The 17137-nt window shown below is 70.7% G+C and carries 13 protein-coding genes and 1 pseudogene; 7 read left to right on the top strand and 7 right to left on the bottom strand.

Annotation, left to right across the window (positions count from 1 at the left end):
- Positions 1–89: 89 nt before the first annotated feature.
- A complete protein-coding gene (locus QMK28_RS23660) occupies positions 90–1418 on the bottom strand; it encodes a copper amine oxidase (protein WP_326441276.1) in 1329 nt (442 codons plus the stop codon).
- 189 nt (positions 1419–1607) lie between these two features.
- Positions 1608–2450, bottom strand: coding sequence for a Tat pathway signal sequence domain protein (locus QMK28_RS23655; RefSeq protein ID WP_326441274.1), 843 nt, complete (start codon positions 2448–2450; stop codon positions 1608–1610).
- 430 nt (positions 2451–2880) lie between these two features.
- Here QMK28_RS23655 and glgX point away from each other — a divergent pair, with 430 nt between their 5' ends.
- From glgX to QMK28_RS23640, 3 genes are all read left to right on the top strand, one after another.
- Complete coding sequence (glgX, locus tag QMK28_RS23650; protein WP_326441272.1) at positions 2881–5118, top strand: glycogen debranching protein GlgX; 2238 nt, start codon at positions 2881–2883, stop codon at positions 5116–5118.
- 63 nt (positions 5119–5181) lie between these two features.
- A complete protein-coding gene (gene treY, locus QMK28_RS23645; RefSeq protein WP_326441270.1) occupies positions 5182–7719 on the top strand; it encodes a malto-oligosyltrehalose synthase in 2538 nt (845 codons plus the stop codon).
- 375 nt (positions 7720–8094) lie between these two features.
- Positions 8095–8634, top strand: a complete 540-nt coding sequence (locus tag QMK28_RS23640; RefSeq protein ID WP_326441268.1) for a GNAT family N-acetyltransferase — start codon at positions 8095–8097, stop codon at positions 8632–8634.
- Positions 8635–8717: 83 nt separating this feature from the next.
- On the opposite strand, the gene QMK28_RS23635 is transcribed toward QMK28_RS23640, so the two are convergent.
- Positions 8718–9212: an ATP-binding protein gene (locus QMK28_RS23635; protein WP_326441266.1), complete on the bottom strand. Its 495-nt coding sequence runs from the start codon at positions 9210–9212 to the stop codon at positions 8718–8720.
- A 280-nt stretch (positions 9213–9492) separates the two neighbouring features.
- Between QMK28_RS23635 and QMK28_RS23630 the strand changes: the two genes are divergently transcribed.
- Positions 9493–10395: a helix-turn-helix domain-containing protein gene (locus tag QMK28_RS23630; RefSeq protein ID WP_326441264.1), complete on the top strand. Its 903-nt coding sequence runs from the start codon at positions 9493–9495 to the stop codon at positions 10393–10395.
- On the top strand, positions 10391–10636 hold the full coding sequence (locus QMK28_RS23625; protein WP_326441323.1) for a DUF397 domain-containing protein: 246 nt from the start codon (positions 10391–10393) through the stop codon (positions 10634–10636). The genes QMK28_RS23630 and QMK28_RS23625 overlap by 5 nt, the downstream gene beginning before the upstream one ends.
- Before the next feature lie 112 nt (positions 10637–10748).
- On the opposite strand, the gene QMK28_RS23620 is transcribed toward QMK28_RS23625, so the two are convergent.
- Genes QMK28_RS23620 through QMK28_RS23610 form a run of 3 tightly spaced genes read right to left on the bottom strand, consistent with a single transcriptional unit; the run spans position 10749 to position 13470 of the window.
- Positions 10749–11219, bottom strand: coding sequence for an NUDIX hydrolase (locus tag QMK28_RS23620; RefSeq protein WP_326441262.1), 471 nt, complete (start codon positions 11217–11219; stop codon positions 10749–10751).
- The gene (locus QMK28_RS23615) at positions 11216–12472 is read right to left on the bottom strand and encodes a DegT/DnrJ/EryC1/StrS family aminotransferase (protein ID WP_326441260.1); all 1257 of its coding nucleotides are present in this window, start codon (positions 12470–12472) and stop codon (positions 11216–11218) included. The genes QMK28_RS23620 and QMK28_RS23615 overlap by 4 nt, the downstream gene beginning before the upstream one ends.
- Entirely contained in the window at positions 12469–13470 is a 1002-nt protein-coding gene (locus tag QMK28_RS23610) for a Gfo/Idh/MocA family protein (RefSeq protein WP_326441257.1), read from the bottom strand. Before QMK28_RS23610 ends, QMK28_RS23615 begins: the two co-directional genes overlap by 4 nt.
- Positions 13471–13669: 199 nt before the next feature.
- Here QMK28_RS23610 and QMK28_RS23605 point away from each other — a divergent pair, with 199 nt between their 5' ends.
- Positions 13670–15046 (top strand): helix-turn-helix domain-containing protein, encoded by a 1377-nt coding sequence (locus QMK28_RS23605; RefSeq protein ID WP_326441255.1) that lies wholly within the window; start codon positions 13670–13672, stop codon positions 15044–15046.
- 206 nt (positions 15047–15252) lie between these two features.
- Here the strand turns inward: QMK28_RS23605 and QMK28_RS23600 are convergent, their stop codons facing one another.
- Positions 15253–15642, bottom strand: a complete 390-nt coding sequence (locus QMK28_RS23600; protein ID WP_326441253.1) for a VOC family protein — start codon at positions 15640–15642, stop codon at positions 15253–15255.
- Positions 15643–16107: 465 nt separating this feature from the next.
- Between QMK28_RS23600 and QMK28_RS23595 the strand changes: the two are divergent.
- Positions 16108–17137, top strand: a pseudogene (locus QMK28_RS23595) (hypothetical protein); the annotation flags it as partial.

Below are 17137 nucleotides of genomic sequence, written 5' to 3'. Positions count from 1 at the left end.
CACCGCCTCCCGCCCCGTCCAACGATCAAGGCAGAGTACTGTGCTGGCGGGAAGCGGTGCAGCAGGAACTGTTCAGTGTTTCATCAACTCTACTGTTCTTGATGGCCGTTGTGGCCCGCGAGCGCCGGCGGAGTGAGCGGACTCATAGCCGTGACGTCGCGCGGGGAGAGCTGGAAGCCCTGCCAGTGCACCGGCATCGGCTCCTGGTCCTCATCGCGCGCGATGTGGTGGAAGCCGATGTTGACCCAGGCGATGGGGTGCTTGAGGGTCTGGCCGTTCACCCACTTGTCGACGCTCTTGCCGACCCCGGCCCCGCAGTTCGGCAGGTTGTGGCTCGCGAACTGTTCGCACTTCTTGTAGTCGGTGAAGTAGACGTCGTGCTTGGTGTAGCTACGGCCGGCGTACTTGCTGGTGTGGCCGGGCACGATCTCGTACGAGCGCTTGTGGCCGTCCTTGTTCTTGCCCGTCGCGCTGACCATCCGCCACCAGCGCAGCGGCGCGGCGTCGCCCGCCAGCTCCTTGGTCACCGGGGTGCGGGTGGTCTTGGTCTTCGGCAGCTGGCCGGCCTGCTGGGTGGTCTTCGAGTCGTACTGCTCGACCTTGCCCTTCGACGAGCCGTCGAGGCCGAAGTTGAGCCGCCAGAAGACGTTGTGCGCGTGACTGGTGGCGTAGTCCTTGGCGCCCTTGCCGATCGGCCAGCCGCGGCCGTCGCCCGCGTCGTAGTCCTCCGGCGCGAGGGTGCCGGTCGCGCCGACCTGCATGTTGATGGCGCCGTCGCTGGAGAAGCGCCACTCGGTGATGTACTCGTACCAACCGACCTGGTTCACCGTGTAGACGAGCAGGTCCTTGCCCTGCGACTGCCAGACCTTGCCAGGCTGGTCGCCCGCCATCCGGTAGGCGTGGCCGCGGGCGCGGGTCGTGGTGCACAGGCCCTTGACGTTCCCCTGGGCCGGGTCCCACGGCTCCGGCACCTTGACGGTCTTGATGGTGCCGCCGGGGCACTCCGCCGGGTCCATCGGCTGGAGCCCCTGGCCGAAGCCCTGACCGGTGAGGTCGTCGTACTCGACCTTGCCGTCGTCGTAGGGCACATGGATCTGGGCGAGCTTGGCCGAGGTGAGCACCATGATCGGCGCCGCCTCGCCCTTGGGCTGGTACGAGACCTTGTCGAGCACCAGCCCGGCGTTGCTCTCGTAGTGCCAGCACATCCGCCAGATGGTGCCGCCGTCGAGCTTCTGCTCGATCTTCGACGCGGCGCTGCAGTCGGCAGCCGCCGCCGGGGCCTTGCGGGCCGAGGCGGGGGACGCCGCCTGGGCGACGCCGGCCGGACCGGCCGCCGCGCCCGCGACGGCGAGCAGTGCCGCTGTTCCGATGGCCGCCGCGACCCGTTTCCGGGCGCGGCTCAACGCTCTTTCACGCATGGGTGATAACTCCTTGATCCTTCACATGCACCGCGTACATCGCGTGCATCGCATATCGCGTGCATTGCGATGCGTCACGTATGACGCGGTGCGAAGCAGTCCGTCAGAGCTCGGCCTGGAGAAGCGCCGAAAGTTCGGTGGTCGCGCCGAGCGGCTGCCGCGCCATGGTCGCGCGGACGCCGGCCGGACTCAGCTGAGCCGGCTGACCTTTCGCGCGCTGAGGTCGATGACCAGGGACCGGGTGTCGATCCACGGCCCGCCCTTCACCTTGGTGAACAACCGCACGCAGCGGTGCCGTCCGCAGTCCTGGACGTCGGCAGCACCGCTGTTCTCCTCGTCCACCCGGTAGACGAAGCCGGTCACCCTCAGCTGCTCGGGCCCGGCCAGCGATTTGCCGGTGGCGTCCCGGTAGTCCTTCTTCAGACCGTCGCCGAGCGGGCTCTTGAGCACCAGCCGGACGGCTTCCGCCACTTCCTCGCGGCCGGGCGGCGGCTGGACACCGTGCTGGGTGTCCGTCGCCTCGACCTTGCCGCTGGTGAGGTTGACGGTTTTGGTGACGTAGGTGTCGTCCTTGTAGTCGTAGTACGTGATGTCGGCGCGGCGCGGCGGATTCGCGTCGTCGACCTCCGAGGGCTCCAGCTCGGCGAGGTTGGTGCTCAGCCGCTCCGGTCCGGTGTCCCCCTCGACGTCCTCGCTCGCACTGCGGAACCCCCGGTTGAGCGCGAGCTGTTCGGCCCGCTTCAACTCGTCGTCCGTCAGTCCGTCGCGGCCGACGCCGGTCTCCCCCTGCGGCGGCGCCTCCTCGACGGTGCCCGGCCGCGGGCGCTGCGCCCGGTCCGCTCCGGCCTCTTCGCCCTGCGCCCCTTGTCGCCCCTGGGCCGACGTGGTGTCGCTACTGCCACCACGTCCTCGTGACGGGTCCCCTACGGCATCGCTCGGCAGTGTCACGCCGATCATCACCGCGGTGCTTGTCACCGCGATGGCCGAACCCGCAACCAATTTGCCCAGGTGACGGCGTATCAAGCTCCGCACATCCACCCCCTGCTGTCCCACCCGACCGCATACGGAGTATGCGGTGTCCATGGGTTGAGACGAGCGGAACGATGAAGGGGTTGCCCCCTGTTCCGAGGAAAATCCGATCAGCGGTCGTGAACGGACGGGGCGCGCTCCGTACGGCGGGGCGGGTGCGACTCAGGTCGCGCGGAGGGGCCGACGGGACTCACGCCGCGCAGCGGGACGGGTGCGCGGGCTGTACGGCGCGCAGGGCCTGGAAACGCGTGTCATGACTGCGCACGCGGCTGCCGGGGTACTGGACTGTCACCCATTGAGGCGTATGGAGGCGTACCGGGGCGTACAGAAATGACGCGTGCACGCCCCCGTTCTGAGGAAGATCTGGCGAAAGGCACCCGCAGGGCCCTCTGCTGGGCAAGGATTCCGATTCCGCTATGGAAGAGTCGACATCATGCAGGTCTGGCCGGGTCAGGCATACCCCCTCGGCGCCACATACGACGGCGCGGGAACGAATTTCGCGGTCTTCTCCGAAGCCGCGCACCGTATCGAGCTGTGCCTGTTGCGGGATGACGGGTCGGAGACCGCTGTGGAGATGCGGGAGACCGACGCCTTCGTGCGGCACGCCTATCTGCCGGGCATCATGCCGGGGCAGCGCTACGGATTCCGGGTGCACGGGCCGTACGAACCGGGCAGAGGCGACCGGTGCAATTCCGCCAAGTTGCTGATCGACCCGTGTGCGAAGGCCGTCAGCGGCCGCATCGACTGGGACGAAGCGGTCTACGGCTATCACTTCGAGCACCCCGACAAGCGCAATGACCTCGACTCCGCGCCGCACACCATGACCTCGGTGGTGATCAACCCCTACTTCGACTGGGCCGACGACCGGCCGCCGCGCACGGAGTACCAGCACACGGTGATCTACGAGGCCCATGTCAAGGGCCTCACCATGCGACACCCGGACCTGCCGCAGGAGGTCAGGGGCACCTACGCGGCCCTGGCGCACCCGGCGGTCATCGAGCACCTCACCCGGCTGGGCGTCACGGCGATCGAGTTGATGCCGGTGCACCAGTTCATCCAGGACCACCGGCTGGTGGACGAGGGGCTCGCGAACTACTGGGGCTACAACACCGTCGGTTTCTTCTCCCCGCACAACTCCTACGCCTCGTGGGGCGACCGGGGCGAGCAGGTGCTGGAGTTCAAGACGGCGGTACGGGCGCTGCACGCGGCCGGGATCGAGGTGATCCTCGACGTGGTCTACAACCACACCGCCGAGGGCAATCATCTCGGTCCGACGCTGTCCTTCCGGGGCATCGACAACGCGTCGTACTACCGGCTGGCCGCCGACCGGCGCTATTACACGGACACCACGGGGACCGGGAACTCGCTGCTGATGCGGAGCCCGCACGTACTCCAGATGATCATGGACTCGCTGCGTTACTGGGTCACCGAGATGCGGGTGGACGGATTCCGCTTCGACCTCGCGGCGACCCTGGCCCGGCAGTTCCACGAGGTGGACCGGCTGTCCTCGTTCTTCGACCTGGTGCAGCAGGACCCGGTGGTCAGCCAGGTGAAACTGATCGCCGAGCCCTGGGACGTCGGCGAGGGCGGCTACCAGGTGGGCAACTTCCCGCCGCTGTGGACCGAGTGGAACGGCAAATACCGCGACACCGTCCGCGACCTGTGGCGCGGCGAGCAGCGCACGCTCGCCGAGTTCGGCTCCCGGCTCACCGGCTCCTCCGACCTCTACAAGGACGACGGCCGCCGGCCGTTGGCCTCGATCAACTTCGTGACCTGCCACGACGGCTTCACCCTGAACGACCTGGTCTCTTACCACGAGAAGCACAACGAGGCCAACGGCGAGGACAACCAGGACGGCGAGAGCCACAACCGGTCCTGGAACTGCGGGGCGGAGGGCCCGACCGACGACCCGGCGATCCTCGCGCTCCGCGCCCGACAGCGGCGGAACTTCATCGCGACCCTGATGCTGTCCCAGGGCGTGCCGATGCTCAGCCACGGCGACGAGTTCGCGCGCTCGCAGGACGGCAACAACAACGTCTACTGCCAGGACAACGAACTCGCGTGGGTGCGGTGGCCCAAGGCGGAGGGCAGCAGCTTCGACGATGACGAGCCGGCGGACACCGAGGACACCGAGGACACTGAGGGCCCCGAGACCGTCGGCGGGATCGAGGGGGCGGAGGCGGCCGGTCCGGAGGCCGACGTCGACGCCTCGGCCCGCGCGATGCTCGCGTTCACCCGCACCATGGTGTGGCTGCGCCGCGACCACCCCGTCTTCCGCCGCCGCCGCTTCTTCCACGGCCGCCCGGTGGAGGGCACCCACGACGAACTGTCCGACATCGCGTGGTTCACGCCGGAGGGCGAGGAGATGGAGCAGCGGGACTGGCAGGCCCAGCAGGCCAAGTCGCTGACCGTCTTCCTGAACGGCCGGGCGATCTCCGAGCCCGGCTCGCGCGGCGAGCGCATCGTGGACGACTCCTTCCTGCTGATGTTCAACGCGCAGAGCAGGTCCCGCGAGTTCACCGTGCCGGTCGACCACGGCAAGCAGTGGGAGGTCGTGGTGGACACCGCCCTCGAAGAGGGCGTCCCGAAGGACGCCGGCCGCAAGCTCAAGGCGGGCGAGACGCTGGCGCTGGTGGACCGGAGCGTGATGGTTTTGCGGCGGCCGGTGTAGTTTTTGTGGCCCGGCTGCCCGTTGGAGGAAGCAAAAAGCCCACAAACGGGTACACCTGTTCCCATGACCCCAGATCGCGGCGTGCCGCAGCCCGCTTACGAGTCCAGTGTGCCGGTGGCGCCGGATGCGACCTACCGGTTGCAGCTCCAGCCGGACTTCCCGTTCGCCGCGGCCGAGGCGGCCGTGCCCTACCTCGCCTCGCTCGGCGTCTCGCATCTGCATCTGTCCCCCGTGCTGGCCGCCGTGCCGGGGTCGACGCACGGCTACGACATCGTGGACCACAGCTCCGTACGGGCCGAACTGGGCGGCGAGGACGGGCTGCGCGCGCTGGCGGCGACCGCCCGTGAGCACGGGCTCGGGCTGATCGTGGACATCGTGCCGAACCATATGGCGATGCCGGTGCCGGAGCGGTTGAACCGGCCGCTGTGGGAAGTGCTGCGGGACGGCCCGGCCTCGCCGTACGCCCGCTGGTTCGACATCGACTGGGAGCAGAACGGCGGACGGGTGCTGCTGCCGGTGCTGGGCGGCCGGCTCGGTGACGAACTGCCGCACTTCTCGGTCGAGCGGACGGGCAGCGCGGAAGACGTGGAAGGCGCGGAGAACGTAAAGAGCGGCGGCGCGGTGCTGCGCTACCACGACCACGAGTTTCCGGTGCGCCCCGGCACGGAGAAGCTGCCGCTGCCTGAGCTGCTCGACGCCCAGTGGTACCGGCTCGGGTGGTGGCGGCTGGCCCGTACCGAGCTCAACTACCGGCGTTTCTTCACCATTTCCGAGCTCATCGGGGTGCGCGTGGAGGAGCCCGAAGTCTTCGCGGCCACCCACGCCAAGCTGCTGGAACTGCTGCGCGACGGGGTCGTCGAGGGGCTGCGGATCGACCACCCCGACGGCCTCGCGGACCCCGGCGGGTATCTGGAACAGCTGGACGCGGCGGTACGGGAGGCCGCGGGCGGCCCGCGCTGGACCGTGGTCGAGAAGATCCTCAGCGGGGACGAACAGCTGCCCGCGAGCTGGCCGGTGGCGGGCACCACCGGCTATGACGCACTCCGGCGGCTGGACGGCCTGTTCGTCGACCCGGCCGGGCTCACCGAACTCACCCACGTCTACCGCGACTTCGCGGCCCCGGCGCGCGACCGGGGCGGCGAGTGGGCCCCGACGGTGCGCCGCGCCGCGCACAAGGTGGTGACACACGAGCTGGCCGCCGAGGTGGACCGGCTGGTGCGCACGGCGGCGCGGATCTGCGACTCCACTCCCGCGCTGCACGACCACGCCCCCTGGGCGCTGCGGACCGCCGTCCGCGAACTGCTGGTCCGCATCCCCGTCTACCGTCCGTACGCCACCGTCGGCGGCCCGGTCTCCGGGACGGACGTGACGCTTCTGGCCGACGCGGCCGAGGGCGCGCGCGCCGCCTTCCAGGTTCCCGAGGAGGCGCACGCCGTGGAGGTCGTGCGGGACCTGGCCCTCGGCCGGCTCGGGGGCGGCCCCGACCGGGCGGACTTCTGCGCGCGCTTCGCCCAGACCTCCTCGGCGCTGCAGGCCAAATCCGTGGAGGACACCGCCTGTTACCGCTACGCGCCGCTGCTGTCCGCCGCGGAGGTGGGCGGGGACCCGGATGACCCGGCGGTCTCCGCGGAGGCGTTCCACGCCTACTGCGCCCGTATCCAGCGCGACTGGCCCGGCACCGGCACCGCCTTGTCCACCCACGACACCAAGCGCAGCGCGGACGTGCGGGCCCGCATCGCGGCGCTGAGCGAGTGCCCGGAGCGGTGGGGCGAACTGCTCGCGGAGGTGACCGAGCAGACGGCGCGCGTGGACGGCGTGCGCGCCCCCGATCCGCATGTCGCGTGGGTCGGCTGGCAGACCGCGCTCGGGCTGGGCGTGCCGGATCCGGAACGGCTGGTCCCGGCGCTGCTCAAGGCGGCGCGCGAGGCGGCGCTGCGCACCGGCTGGACCGAGCGGGACGCCGGCTACGAGGAGGCCGTGGCCCGCTTCGTGGAGGCCGGTCCGTGCGGTGCGCCGCTGTCGGCCCTGGCCCGCTTCAACCGCGGGATCGACCCGTATGTCCGCGCCAATGTCCTGGGCGCGGCTCTGCTGCATCTGACGATGCCGGGCGTGCCCGACCTCTACCAGGGCACGGAACGGGAGTACGCGGCGCTGGTCGACCCGGACAACCGCCGCCCCGCCGCCTTCGCGCCGCCGCTGCCCGCCGAGCTGTTCCCTCCGGCCGACCCGACCCGTACGACGGGGCGGGCGCAGCCGTCCGGGGACCTCGTCCCCGAGAAGCTGCTGCTCACCGCGACCGCGCTGCGACTGCGGCGCGAGCGGCCCGGCTGGTTCGGCGCCGCCGCCTCGTACGAGCCGCTGTTCGCGAGCGGTCCGGCCGCCGCGCACTGCACCGCCTTCGTCCGCTCCGGACAGCTCGTCTCGGCCGTCACCCGGCTGCCGCGCAGCCTGGAGCGGTCCGGCGGCTGGCGCGGAACCCGGCTGCCGCTCCCGGCGGACGGCCGCTGGCGGGAGCTGCTGACCGGTGCGGAGAGCGAGGGCCCGGTGCGGCTGGGCGAGCTGTTCGCGCGCTACCCGGTGGCGCTGCTGCGGCGCGTGTGAACAGCGCTCTCTGCGGGCCTTGCGGGTGGCCACGGCACACGACCCGCCCGATGCGCCACACCGCGCCGTTCGGGGGACGGCGGCCTACCCGAGGGGCTCGGGAAGGCCGCCGCGCTTGCGGAAGACAAATTGTCTTCCTGCCCTGACTCCCAGGCGTTTGGCCGCGCCGCCAGGCCGCTCCGATGACCACGCCGAGTGCGGCCATGGCGACGAGGGGCAGGAGGCCGTCAATGGGGAGATCCGCCGACTCCGCACCCTGTCCGGGAGGCCATCGAGCACCGCGATCGGGCCCTGCTGAACCGCATGCACGTGCACGGATAGACCGAGCCAGAGGAGCAACCCGCGCCCCAGGGGGCATGAGACAAGATTGGTCCCATGACGAACACCGCCCCGAATCTGCTCGTGTCGTTCCGGCAGGCCGACGAAAGTGATCTTCCCGAACTCGTGCGCCTCCGAGATGCTGCCGCCCAGTGGCAGATCGAGCACGGCATCGATCAATGGAAGCCCGGCGAGCTGGGACCATCGCACTTCCGGGCACGCCTGCACGGCGGGGAGGTGTGGATCGCCACCCTGGGGCCGGAAGGGCCGACCGTCGGGGCGTGGGAACTGTGGTGGGACGACCCCGCCGCATGGGGACAGCAACCGCCGATCGCCGGCTACGTCCACCGATTGATGACCGACCGAGAGACAGCGCCGCCCGGCGCGGGACGCATCATGCTCTCCGAAGCCGAGCGGCGGATCTCCGACTCCGGCCGGGCAATGTGTCGGCTGGACTGCCTGGCTGACAACACGCGGCTCCGCCGCTACTACGAGGACGCGGGATACACGGTGGTCGGCGAACAGCCCTCGAAGAGCGGCGACGGCGGGAAGACGTACGGCGTCACGCTGCTGGAGAAGCAGTTCTGCGCGGAGTGATCTCGTGCCACCGCCCGTCGCGAACCATGCGCGGAGCGGATCCCGCAGTTCCGTTATGCCCTCGGCCAGCCGGCGTGCGGCCGTCATCGCGGCTGCTTCTCAGGGACCGTGATGGTGCACCACGTGCGGGTGCCGTCGTCGCTGACACCCCAGTCGTCAGCGACCTGTGACACGAGGAACATGCCCCGGCCGTTTTCGTCGTCCGGTGCAGACATGCGCACGTGGGGTCGTGTCGGCGATCCGTCGGCCACCTCGATGCGGACCCCTTCGGCGTTGCGGGAGAGCCGGACGCCGACCTCTGCGCCCTGCCCGTATCGGAAGGCGTTGGTCACCAGTTCGGTCAGCAGCAAGCCGGCACTGTCCGTGAGATGGGGAAGGCCCCACCAGCACAGTCGCGCGTGGCTGATGCGTCGCATTCGTCCGGGCCACAGCATCTCGTCGCGGGCCATTTCCGCACCGGGTGCGGAGGTGCGTTCGAGGCTGACCTCGACCCCGTCGTACACCCGCAGCCGGGCGATGTCTGCGCCCTCACCGAGCCGTCTCGCATTGAAGGTCCTATCCGGTGCAGTGAGAGCCATAGTCCGAGTCCTTCGCAGCTCATTGGGGGTAGGACGCGGTCAACTCCCCTTGATCCGGGAGCCCGGGTTCATCGCGTCGTTCGCCCGCTTCTTTACGCTGACTCAACTACCGTGTCGTGCGGGCAGGTTCATCTGCAACTGAATCACCCATGAATATTCAAACGAATAAACATGGCATAGTCCGACGCGTGCACAGGGGGCTGCGGAGGCGGCGCAGCGGGTGCCACACTCTGCACACGGCGGCACGCGTCAGACACAGAGCTTCGAGGAGGGCGCACAGGTGGCAGCAAAGCGCGGAGGGAGCGGGCGACGTCTGCAACTCGGTCTGCAACTGAGGAAGTTGCGCGAGAACTGCGAGAACAGCGAACGGGGCTGCGGTCTCACCCGTAAGCAGGCGGTGCACGGCCTCAAGATCTCCGAAGCGACGCTGCAGCGGATCGAGACCGGCGCGCTGAACTTCCGCAACGTCGGGGATCTGCGCAAGCTGCTCGAAAAGTACGGGATTGACGACGACCCCGACTTCGTCGAATCGCTGGTCGAGCTGAACCGCGACGCCTCAGGCCAGGACTGGCTGACGCAATTCCGCCCGTTCATGCCCTCCGGGATGCCCAACTTCGTCGGGGTGGAGACGGAGGCGCACGCAATCCGCGCCTACCACCCGACCGTCGTGTACGGCCTGCTCCAGACCGAGAACTACGCCAAGGCGCTCATGGAACTCGGGAAGCCGGTCGAGGAGACGACGAGCGAGTCCATCGTCCGCAACGTGGAGTTGCGCATGGAGCGCAGAGCCATCATTCACCGGGATCCCGATCCGGTCAGGCTGTGGGTCATCCTCGCCGAAGCCGCGCTGCTCTACCAGGTTGGCGACACCGAGGTGATGTCCGAGCAGTACGAAGAGATCGTGAAGCTGTCGGCTCTCACGCACGTCAAGGTGCAGGTGCTCCCGGTGAGGAGCAGGGGCGGGTACCGATCCGCCAGCGACTTCACGATCCTGGACCTGGGCGAGCGACTGCCGCCGATGGTGCAGATCGACACACCGTGGGGCGCGGTGTCGACGTCCGACAAGCCTCGCGAGGTCGGCCGCTTCAACCGCCGATTCGAAACCATGACCGCCTCAGCCCTCCCGCCCGAGGACACCGCTGAGATCATGCAGAAGCTAAGTAGAGAGTTGACGAGCCATTAACACTCACATCCCAGCCAGCGAGCTCGCACCCGAGGACGCCTGGGTCACGTCGTCCTACAGCGGCGACACCGGCAACAACTGCATTCAGATCGCGGACCTCGTCGCGGAGCGCGATGAAGTGGCGGTCCGCGACTCCAAGGACAAGTCGGGACCGGCCCTGACCGTGTCTCCCGCTGCCTGGTCAGCGTTTGTGGGCCTCGCCCAGTCCGGGCGCGCTGACTTCGGCATGGTCGACATCTGACAGCGCCACCCGCACGAAGCGGACCTCTTCAGCCACATTGAGGAGGTCCGATTCGTGTGCTGATACAGAGCGTCTTCTGCGGGATCTCAACGCCGGGAGTGCCCCGGGGTGACTACGCGGCGCGGCGGCCACGCCAGGTGTCCAGTACGGTCCGCACCGCGCTGGACACCTGGTCCTGTTGGCTGCGGTCGGCCCACTGGTGGGCGTCGTGCTCGGTGAGGGTGACCGCCGTGCCGGTGGCGGTGGCGGTGGCGGTGGCGGTGAAGTTGAACTGCCGGGTCGGCTTGCCGCTGCGGGAGAGGTAGTCGAAGTGTCCGAGGTAGTCGCCGACCTCGGTGACCCTCAGGCCGGTCTCCTCCTGGACTTCCCGGTGCAGGGCCTGCAGGAGGGTCTCGCCCCCGTCGACGCCGCCGCTGGGCAGTTCCCACAGTCCGCCCAGGTAGTCGTCCGCGGTGCGGTGCAGCAGCAGGACCTTCCCGTCTCCTTCGGTGATGACCGCGCCGACGACGGTCTTGGTGATGCCCTCGCGTGCGGCGGCGCGGGCGAGGTCTTCGAGGAGGGCGGTGTCGACGGGTGCGTTCACGGCAGTAGGTCCTTGTGGTGACGGGCGACCTTGGCGAGGGCCGCGGTGTAGGCGTCGGCGAGGGGCTGGTCCCGGTCGCGGTGCCATACCGGGAGCTTCACCGTGCCGGCGTGCACCTGTCCGGCGACGGGGAAGTCCCTCTCGCCGGGGCCCTGATGGTCAGCGTAGCCGGGCAGTAGGGCCCCGGGACGCTGGAACAGCGGGTGCGTGTTGAGCGGACAGGTCGAGCCCGGCCGGTCCGTTGCGGTGGCGCCCTCGGCGTGGACCGCGTCCAGGAACCGCGCCGGCGGCAGGCCGCCGAGGGCGGCCGGATCGTACCGGAGCGGCAGCCCGTACCAGGACGGGCGGGCACCGGCCGCGATCTGCGGCACCCCGATACCGGGCACCTGCTCCAGGGCGGCCAGCATCCGCTCCGCGATCGCCTGCCGTCCCTTCAGGTAGCCCTCCAGCCGAGGCAGCTGGGCCAGAGCGAGGGCGGCGGCGAGCGGATGGATGCGCAGTTTGAGGCCCATGCCGGTGACGGCGAAGCGGGCGAGCGGGTGGGCGGCGGGGATCTCGGAGCGGCACCGCTTGTTGTACTGGCCGTGCAGCAGGACCTGGTAGTACAGGTCGGTGTCATCGGTGGCCACGAAGCCGCCTTCCCCAGCCGAGAGCGGCTTTGGCCCGTTGAGGCTGAACGCAGACGCGGCGCCGAAAGACCCGACCGGCTTTCCGTTCCATGTGGCCCCGTGCGCGTGCGAGCCGTCTTCGAGCAGCAGCAGGCCGTGGCGGTCGGCGAAGCCGGTGAGGGCGTCCATGTCTTCGGGAAGGCCCCACAGATGGACGGCGATCACCGCCTTCGTGCGCGCGGTGAGCCGGTGTGCGGCGTCGTCGAGGTCGAGCTGTCCGTGCTCGTCCACGTCGGCCAGGACGGGCCGGGCGCCGAGGTGGAACAGCGGGGTCGCCGTCGCGTGGAAGGTGAGGGCGGGCACGATGACCTCGTCTCCCGGGCCGATCCCGCAGGCGGCGTACATCGAGTGCAGTGCGGCGGTGCCCGTGCAGGTGGTGATCACGTGCCGGACGCCGAGGCAGGACGTCAGGGCGTCCTCCAGGTCGGCGACGACGCCGGAGCGGTCCGGGATGGAGACCGCTTCGGTCAGCTGGCGGGCCACCGCCGCACGGTCCTGCTCGGTGATCGGCGGCCAGCTGAAGTGGGGGCCGGCCGTGGAGATCAGCGGTTCGCCACCCAGCAGGGCGAGCGGGGAGGCGTTCATGCCAGGAACTCCTTGGGGTCGCAGGTCGTCGCGGTGGCCCGGGAGGCGTAGGCGGCGGCCAGGAACGCGGCGTGCGCCAAGTGGGCCGAGGGGCCGGAGGGATTGGGCCGCTGCCCGTCCAGGACGCGGCAGAAGCAGTCGATCTGCGCGGCGGCTGCGGCAGGCCAGGCCGGCTCGCGGGTCAGCGACTCGATGAGCGCTCCGGCGGGGTCCAGCCAGCGCACCGCGCCGCGCTCGACGACCACCGCCCCGCGCGGCCCGGTCACCGTCAGCCGTTCGGTCTTCGGGCCGGCCGAACGGGAGATCAGCAGCGAGCCGTACAGGCCGGAGTCGTAGGCGAGGTGAACCAGGGCGGTGTCCTCGGCGTCGTAGTCCACGCCCGGCGCCGCGCGGGCGGAGGTGTCGGCCAGGACCCGGTCCGGCAGGCCGAGGTACCAGAAGAGCAGATCGATCAGGTGGTAGCCCATGTCCATCAGGCAGCCGCCGCCCGCGAGTTCGGCCCGGCCCCGCCAGCCGGCGGCCGGGTCCGGGCAGTGGAAGGTGTAGCGGCCTTCCACCAGGTACGGGGTGCCGATCTGCTCCAGCAGCTGAAGCGCGGCGGTGTAGATCGGGTGGAAGCGCCGCTGCACGGTGACCATCAGCTCGATGCCCGCAGACGCGCACAGCGCCGCCAGCTCGGCCGCCTCACCCGGGTCGGTGGCGAACGGCTTCTCCTTCATCACGTGCACCCCCGCCGCCGCGCACGCCTGGATGACCTCCCGCCCGGCGTGGTGCGGCACCGCCGCGATCACGAAGTCCGGCCGCGCCTCGTCCAGCAGCACCTTCAGATCGGTGAAGCCGGGCACCGCGTACGCCGCCGCCTGGGCGGCGGCCCGGTCCGGATCGGTGTCGCAGACCGCCACGAGCCCGGCGAACTGGCAGTCGGCCAACCCCGGCAGGTGGTCCTCCTGAGCCTGGCCGCCCAGTCCCACCACGGCGGCCCTCTTCAGCACACTCATCGCGTTCACACCCCTCGTCCACCAGAGGGGCAGCCCGCTGTCCGGGCCGCCCGCTCTCTTCGAGGGCACCGCGCCGGTGAGAGCCGCGCCATGGACGGCCCCGCAGCGCGCACACCGTTTGCACGCGGCGTAAACGCTGTGCAACTACTCGTGTCTTTCGGGGCGTCGGCGGGAATCACAGCGGTAGGAGGTGAGGCCCATGGACGCCGCGCATCCGATCTGGCGCTCGGCCCCCATGCGGGACGCGATCGCCCGGAGCGACCCGGGAGCGATGATCCGGCTGGCCCGCCGTGCGGCCGACCTCACCCAGTCCCAGCTCGGCGCGGCCGTCGACTACACCGCAGCCTCCATCTCCCGCATGGAGCGCGGCAAACAGCCGCTGCGCGACGTGATCCTGCTCCGACGGGTCGCCGCCGCACTGGGCATCCCGCCCCAGTTGCTCGGCATCGCCCCGCGACACGAACGGGCGATGCCGTATCCGAACGCCGCTCCCCTCGCCTTCGACGCCACTACGCTGGCCGCAGAGCCGATCGGCGAGGAGGGTGAGGACCCGGTGCGACGCCGCAATCTTCTGGCCGGCCTGGCCGGGGTCACCCTCAGCACGGCCCTCAGCCCCGCCCCGGCCGCCGCCCGGCCGAGCCTGTCCGGCCTGGAAGACCTGCTGCTGTACCGACAGACCGGCACCCTCCCGGGCCCGGATCCCGCACCGGCCGCGGTGACGGCCGCGGTGGACGCCTCCCGCCGCGACTTCGGCGCCTGCCGCTACACTCGCCTCGCCCGCGCCCTGCCCTCCCGGATCGCCCTCGCCCAGGCCCTCGGCGCTCAAGGCGCAGCCGAGCAGTCCGCCGCCGCGGTCGCCGAGCTGTACAACACCGCGACCAGGCTGTGCATCAAGCTCGGCGAGGACGGCCTGGCCGCCGTTACCGCCGACCGGGCCCTGACCGCCGCGCTCGGCGGCACCGACGCGCTGACTGTCGCCGAGGCCCACCGCATGGTCTCCAGCGCCTGGCGGCGTCAGGGCCACCTGACCCGCGCCACCGAGGTCGCCGTCCGCGCCGCGCAGCAGCTGGCCGCAGACCGCACCGCCCCCCAAGCTGAACGGCTCAGTGTGCAGGGCGACCTGTACGCGACCGCCGCCTACACCGCGGCGAAACAAGGCGACCGCCACACCGCCCACGCACTGATCGCCGAGGCGGAAGGCACCGCCGAACGGCTCGGCCGGGACAGCACCCTGCACGGCTCCGTCTTCGGCCCCAGCCAGGTGATCCTCCACCAGATCTCCATCTGCCACCTGCTCGGCGACGCCGGCCAGGCCATCGAGCACGCCCGCCGCGTCGACGCAGTCCGCCTGCCCACCACCGAACGCCAGGCGCGGTACTGGATCGACGTCGCCCGCGCCTTCGACCAATGGGGCAAGCCCGACCGCTGCTACCGCGCCCTCCTGGCCGCCGAACACGCCGCGCCCCAGGAAGTCCGCCGCGGCGCGGTACGGGACATGACCAAGGGCCTGATGCGGCACGACCGCACCCTCCCCGGCGTCCGCGCGTTCGCCACCCGCGTCGGCGCCCTCACCTGACGACGTCCGGCCGTTCCTGCTGCCCCGGACACCGCGGCCGGCCTGATCGAACTGGGGAGCGTGGACATGGATCCATCCCGGCGGGCGGTGCTCGGGGCCGCCGGTCTCTACTCCGTCACGGCACTGATCCCCGGCTTTCCGGATGTCGTCGATACACCTCAGCCTGGCCGTACATCACGTAGGCCACGGACGCGACGACCTGGAACCTATGCCTCGCCCTCGGTCCGGGTGAGGAACTCGATCGCGACTCCGTCGGGGTCGTCGACGTAGACGCCGCGACCGCCCAACCGGTGGTTGATCTCGTTGCGCCCCCGGTGACCGGGCCCGGCCCAGTAGGGGAGTTCAGCCTTGCCGATGCGCTCGAAGATCCCGTCGAACTCCTCCTCCGACACCAGCATGGCGAGGTGCTGGAAGACGATCCGGTCAGGGGTGACCACCGAGTCCGCGTAATCGATGGTGACGCCGTTCCCCAGCGGCACGGCGGCGAACGGGCCGTTCGGCTTCGCCTCGGGCGCGTCGAGCAGGTCCGTCAGGAACCGGGCGGCGACGAAGCGGTCGGTGCTGTGCACGATGGTGTGGTCAAGCTTGGCGGGCATAAGACCTCCTGTGGAGTGAATTCCGCTGGAAATGCACGCCTTGACGCTACGTCGGAACGACACGTGTCGGCATCGGGCTTTTGTCCTACGCCGGAGGGTCCGCCGCCGGAGCGTCCACCGCCGCTGCCTCCCGCGACGTACCAGCTCCGCCGCCTCACCTCGGCCCGGACCAGCGCCCCGCCCCGCCCCGCCCCGCCCCGCCAACTGCTCCCCCCTTGACGCCCTCCGGCAGACGCCGTCTGGCATCGGACGACACCACCTGACACGATCTGACGACCCGCCAAGGAATTGCCGGGGGCATCAGCGGCAGCACATCAATTCCCCGTGTTCACCGCGTCGATTCGTGGCACGATGCTGTACTCGCGATCACGCGCGCGACCCGCCGGTCCCGCCCCGCCACCGCCGTTCCGTCACCGCCCGCCCCGCCACCACCCGACGCGACCCGCGTGCCGAGAGGGGAACCGCATGCCGCACTCCTCGCACGCGCCGCCCTCCGGGCTGGCGGAGGTGGACTCGCTGGTGCACGAGTGCTGGCTGCGGCCCTCCGGCGGCGCGGACCGCGCTCTTCCGGTGATCGCGCTGCTGGGCCGCCCCGGCAGCGGTAAGACGTTCGCGCTCGATCACTTCGACACCGTCACCCGCGGCGCGCCCTCGGCCCGGATCGACTTCGCCGGCAACGCCGTCCAGCGTCCGCACGAGGTCGCCCTGCACCTCGCCTTCCTGCTCGCCCGCAAGCACCCCGGCAGCAAGCCGCTGCGCTTCCCCCGGCTGCTGCTCGGCCTGCTGGCCGTACAGCCGGACATCTCGCTGACCGACCGCACCCGGGCCACCCGCGAGCTGCGCGGAGCGCTGCGGCAGGCCCGCACCCGGAGCGCGGCGGTCGACGCGAGCGAGGGGATCGCCGGGCTCGTCGACACCCTGGGGCTGTCGCCGGTGCCGGGGATGGAGCTGATCGTCGGCGTGCTGCTGCGCGGCTTCGAGTACATGCCGTCGGGCACCTTCCTCAACCGGGCGCTGGCCTCGTACGGCTCGGGCAGCGCGACCGACGCCGTACAGGAGCTGATCGAGCTCAACCGGCGAGGCCGAAGCCGCGCCGAGGCCGACACCGTGTTCGTGGACAGCCGGCTCTGCGAAGCGTTCCTGGACGACCTGCGGGCCGGCTACGCGCGCGGTCGCCGGGCGCACAACTGCCTCGGGCTGCTGGACAACATCGACCACAACGACGGCGCCCGCTTCCTGGAGACGCTGCTGATGCTGCGCACCCGGCGGGCCCGCTCCGGCGCGTTCGATCCGCTGCTGCTGGTGGCGACCAGCGCGACCGCCCGCGCTGTCCCCGGACCGGCCGACGGCGGTCCGCGCGACCCGCACATCCAGGCCGCGCGGCGCGCCGGCTACGCCGACTGGCGGCAGCGGGCGGGCACCCCGCCGTCGGACTGGTGGTACCCGGTGCGGCTGCGCGATCTGGACGAGGTCGAGGTCTCGCTGGAGGCCGGGC

Source organism: Streptomyces sp. H27-D2, from assembly GCF_035828615.1.
Taxonomy (GTDB): domain Bacteria; phylum Actinomycetota; class Actinomycetes; order Streptomycetales; family Streptomycetaceae; genus Streptomyces.
Note: the sequence above shows the minus strand (reverse complement) of the source record. Positions and strands in the feature narration are given on the sequence as shown.

Bases quoted from the DNA above. Each gene is read 5' to 3' on its own strand.
- QMK28_RS23660 (WP_326441276.1), bottom strand. From the start codon at position 1,418: ATGCGTGAAAGAGCGTTGAGCCGCGCCCGGAAACGGGTCGCGGCGGCC.
- glgX (WP_326441272.1), top strand. From the start codon at position 2,881: ATGCAGGTCTGGCCGGGTCAGGCATACCCCCTCGGCGCCACATACGAC.
- treY (WP_326441270.1), top strand. From the start codon at position 5,182: ATGACCCCAGATCGCGGCGTGCCGCAGCCCGCTTACGAGTCCAGTGTG.
- QMK28_RS23640 (WP_326441268.1), top strand. From the start codon at position 8,095: ATGACGAACACCGCCCCGAATCTGCTCGTGTCGTTCCGGCAGGCCGAC.
- QMK28_RS23635 (WP_326441266.1), bottom strand. From the start codon at position 9,212: ATGGCTCTCACTGCACCGGATAGGACCTTCAATGCGAGACGGCTCGGT.
- QMK28_RS23615 (WP_326441260.1), bottom strand. From the start codon at position 12,472: ATGAACGCCTCCCCGCTCGCCCTGCTGGGTGGCGAACCGCTGATCTCC.
- QMK28_RS23610 (WP_326441257.1), bottom strand. From the start codon at position 13,470: ATGAGTGTGCTGAAGAGGGCCGCCGTGGTGGGACTGGGCGGCCAGGCT.
- QMK28_RS23605 (WP_326441255.1), top strand. From the start codon at position 13,670: ATGGACGCCGCGCATCCGATCTGGCGCTCGGCCCCCATGCGGGACGCG.
- QMK28_RS23600 (WP_326441253.1), bottom strand. From the start codon at position 15,642: ATGCCCGCCAAGCTTGACCACACCATCGTGCACAGCACCGACCGCTTC.